Raw genomic sequence first — 5,371 nt, forward strand, 5'->3', positions numbered from 1 at the left:
GTATTCAGTGACAGTTTACAGTCGCAAAAAACTGCTAACTGAGACCGAGACCGAAAACTAAAAAAAAGCCATCTTATTTCTAAGATGGCTTTTTTATTTTTTAAAAATAAATCATAAAATAGCTTACGAAATCGATTGAAATAGATACTTTTGCGCAAAATTTTAAAATATTTGTGTATTTATTTTTTCAATTTAATCAATTATGAGTAAAAAATCTTTGTACCAAAAAGAGGTATCATTACAAGTCGACCGAAGAAGAGCTGGTGTCGAATTAATTAAAATCATAAGCGATTTATGGTATGACAAATCTATTGAAATGGTTTTATTCAAAAATCAGTTATTAGATAAAAACGTCAGCGATATTATCAATTTGCATCAATATGCAGGTGATTTTGTGGGCAAGCCTATCACTATTTTTGATTCGGTTGAAATTGCAAATGTTGTTTTATCATTAGATCTTCCGCCTGCGAAAATAGATCTTGGGAAACTGACTTATGAATATCGCCTTGAAGATGAAAAATATCCCGATGCGAGATATTTTGTAATCGATAAATTGAAAAAAGCAAAGTCATCAGAAGAAATTCAACCTAAAGATGTCGTTCTATATGGTTTTGGCAGAATTGGTCGTTTACTCGCCAGAGAATTAATGTCGAAAACCGGAAAAGGAAATCAATTGCGATTAAGAGCGATTGTAACCCGTGACAAAAATGATGCATCAACGCTAGAGAAACGAGCTTCTCTATTGCGTTATGATTCTATTCACGGAGACTTTCAAGGATCTGTAATTGCTGATCCAAAAAATAATGCCTTAATTATAAACGGAACAACTGTTCATATTATTACTGCAAATTCTCCGGAAGAAATTGATTATACCCAATATGGTATTAATGACGCATTGGTAATTGATAATACAGGAGCTTTTACAACTGAAGAAGCCCTAAAAAGACATTTAAAATCACAAGGTGTGGGTAAAGTTTTATTGACTGCACCCGGAAAAGGGATTCCTAATATCGTTCATGGTGTAAACCATAATGAATACAACCCTGATGATATCGATATTTTTTCGGCAGCGTCTTGTACTACAAATGCCATAACACCAATCTTAAAAGTTATCGAAGATACTTTAGGAGTTGCAAAAGGACACCTGGAGACGATTCATGCTTATACAAACGATCAAAATTTGGTCGATAACATGCATAAAAAATACCGTCGCGGAAGAGCTGCAGCTTTAAACATGGTTATTACCGAAACTGGTGCAGGAAGTGCTGTTGCAAAAGCATTGTCTTCATTAGAAGGAAAATTAACTTCAAACGCCATTAGAGTTCCGGTTCCAAACGGATCTTTGGTAATTTTGAATTTAGAAGTTAAAAAAGCAACTTCTATTGCCGCCATTAATAAAATCATGAAAAAATATGCTCTTGAAGGAGAATTGGTAGAGCAAATAAAATATTCTTTAAACAACGAACTGGTTTCGTCTGATATCGTTGGTACATCTGCTCCATCTATTTATGATAGCAATGCCACGATCGTATCTAAAGACGGAAAAAACATCGTGCTTTATATTTGGTATGATAACGAATACGGATACAGTCACCAGGTAATAAGGTTAGCAAAATACATTGCCAAAGTAAGACGTTTTACATACTACTAATAAAAACCAAAACTATTATTTCTTAAAACCATCGAGTTACTCTTGATGGTTTTTCTTTTTAATTTAGATTGGTAAAACTGTTGTACTTTTTACCTCCGAAATAACAAAAACAGTATTTATTAAAGAAACTTCCGGCAACACAGACAATTTCTTTTGATGAAACTGATGATAGCTTTCCATATCCGGAATTATAATTTTTAGCATGTAATCAAAATTTCCGGAAACATAATTGCATTCTACAACTTCTGGTAAATTCAGAATCGATTGATTAAATCCTTCAGATGTATCATAAGTTTGTTTTGTTAGTGTAACCTGACAATATACCGTAAGGTTATTTCCTAGTTTTTTCTTGTTCAAAATTGAAACATACTTTTCAATAACCCCCTCTTTTTCAAGCCGTTTAACACGATCATGAACGGGTGTAAGAGATAAGTTTATTTTGTTCGCAATATCTTTTAGCGTATAGTGCGCATTTTCCTGTAAAAGTCGTAAGATTTTTTTGTCAATTTCATCTAAAGCCATAACGAAAACGTTTTCTGTAGTTAATAAAATTTAGTTGTTTTTTCTTTTTAACCATTATGAAGAGCCTTCAAAAAGAATATTTTTCTGTAAAAGTATTAAATAAAATAATATTTTCTTATTTATCACACCTTAATCCATAATATATTCTCTAACTGTAATTTTGTAAAAAGGATTTCAATAAAAACAAAAAAATATAACAAAATGATAATAGGTGTTCCAAAAGAAATAAAAAACAATGAGAACCGTGTGGCTTTAACTCCAGCAGGTGTTTCTGAAATGAAAAAACATGGACATACTGTGTATGTTCAGGCAACAGCAGGTTTAGGAAGTGGTTTTAGTGATGATGAATATGCAAGTGCTGGTGCAATAGTTCTGGCAACTATTGAAGAAGTATACGCTATTGCTGAAATGATTATTAAAGTAAAAGAGCCAATTGCATCTGAATATCCATTAATCAAAAAAGATCAATTGTTATTTACTTACTTTCACTTTGCATCATCAGAACCATTAACTCATGCTATGCTAGAAAAAGGTGCAGTATGCTTAGCTTATGAAACAGTAGAAAAAACAGATCGTAGTTTACCTTTATTAGTTCCAATGTCAGAAGTAGCTGGTCGTATGGCTATCCAACAAGGTGCTAAATATCTTGAGAAACCATTAAAAGGAAGAGGAATTCTTTTAGGTGGTGTTCCAGGTGTACCTCCTGCAAAAGTTTTAGTTTTAGGTGGAGGAATCGTTGGAACTCAAGCGGCAAAAATGGCTGCTGGTTTAGGTGCTCAGGTTACTATTATGGATTTAAGTTTGCCACGTTTACGTTACCTGGATGATATTATGCCAGCAAACGTAAGCACACAAATGTCAAACCATTACAACATTACTAAAGCAATTGCTGACGCTGACTTAATCGTTGGTGCTGTTTTAATTCCAGGAGCAAAAGCACCTCACTTGATTACTCGTGACATGCTTAAATTAATGCGTCCGGGAACTGTAGTTGTCGATGTAGCAGTTGATCAAGGTGGATGTATTGAAACTTGTACTCCTACAACACACGAAAATCCAACTTTTATTATTGATGATATTGTTCACTATTGTGTAGCAAATATGCCTGGTGCTGTTCCTTACACATCAACTTTAGCGTTAACAAATGCAACTTTGCCTTATGCGGTTCAATTAGCAAATAAAGGATGGGAAAAAGCGTGTATCGAAAATGAAGAATTGAAAAAAGGATTAAATATTGCTAATGGAAAAATTCTTTACAAAGGAGTTGCAGAAGCTTGGAATCTTCCTTTTAACGAAGAATTAGTGTTGGTAAAATCATAATGCTAATATTAAAATAAGTGCTTACTAAACACTCCTTAAAAGACTTTTCTTAACCGAAAAGTCTTTTTTTTTTTAGACATAAAAAAACCTGTCATAATCAATGACAGGTTTTATACTTTATAAGGAATAAAGAAATCTACTTTTCATCCAGAACTTCTTGCAAAACTTTTGCTTCAGTTCCGTTAGGGAAAGTAACTTTAATTTTTTGTGCTATTGTTGGAGCAATTTCAGTAATTGCTTTTTTATCATAAGATTCTCCTTTTTTAATATGCCATCCGTAAAAAATTGCCGGCACATGGGTATCATACGCATAAGGTGTTCCGTGTGATGTTCCTGTAGTCGAATATTCAATATCTCCAGGTTTATTAATGATTACGATATCACCATCCTGAGTAACATCATACCCTTTTGCAACAAAATTCAAATAATAATCATTTCCTGAATTTGCTAAAATTTCTTCTTCGGTATAAACCTTTTTAATTTGTGGCTGAGAGATTAAGAACTCTTTAAAAGCTTGTTTTACTTTTACTAACTCTAATCCTTTGTCTTTGATGATTTGTTTATTAAAAAATAAATTAAAATTAGAATAATTCAACACCAAGTCAACTCCAAATGTCTTAATTGAGAAATCCTGTAAACTTTTTTTAACCTCTTTCGACGGGTAATTGTCTACATTATATTTATGATCTTTTAGATAAATTACATTTTCAGCACCTGCGTGATCTGCAGTTAAAAAAAGCAGATAATTATCCTTACCAACAGTTTTATCTAAATAATTTAAAAAGTCTGCGATCGTTTGATCTAATCTTAAATAAGTATCCTGAAGTTCTATAGAACGTGGTCCCAGCAAGTGTCCCACATAATCTGTAGAAGAGAAACTAACGGTTAAAAAGTCTGTAATATCATCCTTACCTAGTTCTTCTTTTTCGATAGCCTTCATCGCAAATTCAGCCAATAAATCATTTCCATAGGGAGTTGCTCTTAAAATTCCGGCATCATTTTTCTCATACATTTTCTTTAAATCATAAGGAAAAACTGGAGCTGTACTACCATATAATTTACCTTCATAAGGATTATTATCCGGCAAACTCTCATTATAAGTTGAAGCTGGTTTATACAAATCCCAACCTTTATTAATGTAAGGTATATAATGTTTCTCGCTATTGAACTGAGAAACCCATTCCGGTAATTTTTCTCCGTAAAAAGTACTTGAAATAAAAGAACCTGTTTTACTGTACCAAAAAGCCCAATTTGCAAAATGACCTGCCGGTAAAATTGCACCACGGTCTTTAAGACTAACTCCAATAACTTTTCCGGCAAAGTTGGTTGCCATCCTTACTTCATCAGTAATTGTAGTACTTTGTAGATTTTTAGGAGACATAGCACCTTCTTCTGGCGTACCATCTCCTACCGTTTTTACACCAGCATCATCTGTACAATACATTTCTTTTCCAAGCGTTCTGCTGAACCACTCATTTCCAACAATACCGTGTGTCGCAGGTGTTGTACCTGTGTAAATTGATGCATGTCCCGGTGCGGTATAAGTAGGAACATAATTGTAATGCATATTTTGAAAAGTATATCCATTATTTATTAACCTCTTGAATCCGTTTGGAGAAAAATCATCTGAAAACCGATACAAATATTCCATTTTCATCTGATCTACTACTATACCTACTACCAACTTAGGGCGCTGTTGAGCACTTAAATTTGAGATAACAAACAAGGTCAACAATACAATACTTTTTTTCATACTTAAATTATAATATTTAATACAAAAATACAGATTCACATTTAGATAGGCTAACCTACTATAATTTAAAAGTTTAAAATGATTGTAATTTAACAGAATATATTACAGAAAATTATGCTATAATT

4 protein-coding genes are annotated in these 5,371 nt (G+C 32.8%); 2 read left to right on the forward strand and 2 right to left on the reverse strand.

Annotated elements, in window-relative coordinates; translation table 11 throughout:
* The first annotated feature begins 202 nt into the window (after positions 1-202).
* Positions 203-1,651 (forward strand): glyceraldehyde-3-phosphate dehydrogenase, encoded by a 1,449-nt coding sequence (locus B0A64_RS24070; RefSeq protein ID WP_089481999.1) that lies wholly within the window; start codon positions 203-205, stop codon positions 1,649-1,651.
* Positions 1,652-1,714: 63 nt separating this feature from the next.
* Here the strand turns inward: B0A64_RS24070 and B0A64_RS24075 are convergent, their stop codons facing one another.
* A complete protein-coding gene (locus B0A64_RS24075; protein ID WP_055095431.1) occupies positions 1,715-2,173 on the reverse strand; it encodes an Lrp/AsnC family transcriptional regulator in 459 nt (152 codons plus the stop codon).
* A gap of 201 nt (positions 2,174-2,374) precedes the next feature.
* On the opposite strand from B0A64_RS24075, the gene ald reads away from it, so the two are divergent.
* Positions 2,375-3,493, forward strand: coding sequence for an alanine dehydrogenase (ald, locus tag B0A64_RS24080; RefSeq protein ID WP_089482000.1), 1,119 nt, complete (start codon positions 2,375-2,377; stop codon positions 3,491-3,493).
* A 136-nt stretch (positions 3,494-3,629) separates the two neighbouring features.
* Here ald and pafA read toward each other — a convergent pair whose 3' ends face one another.
* Positions 3,630-5,246 carry an alkaline phosphatase PafA gene (pafA, locus tag B0A64_RS24085; protein ID WP_089482001.1) on the reverse strand — a complete coding sequence of 539 codons (1,617 nt, stop codon included), beginning with the start codon at positions 5,244-5,246 and terminating at the stop codon, positions 3,630-3,632.
* Positions 5,247-5,371 lie beyond the last annotated feature (125 nt).

The organism is Flavobacterium araucananum, assembly GCF_002222055.1.
Classification (GTDB): domain Bacteria; phylum Bacteroidota; class Bacteroidia; order Flavobacteriales; family Flavobacteriaceae; genus Flavobacterium; species Flavobacterium araucananum.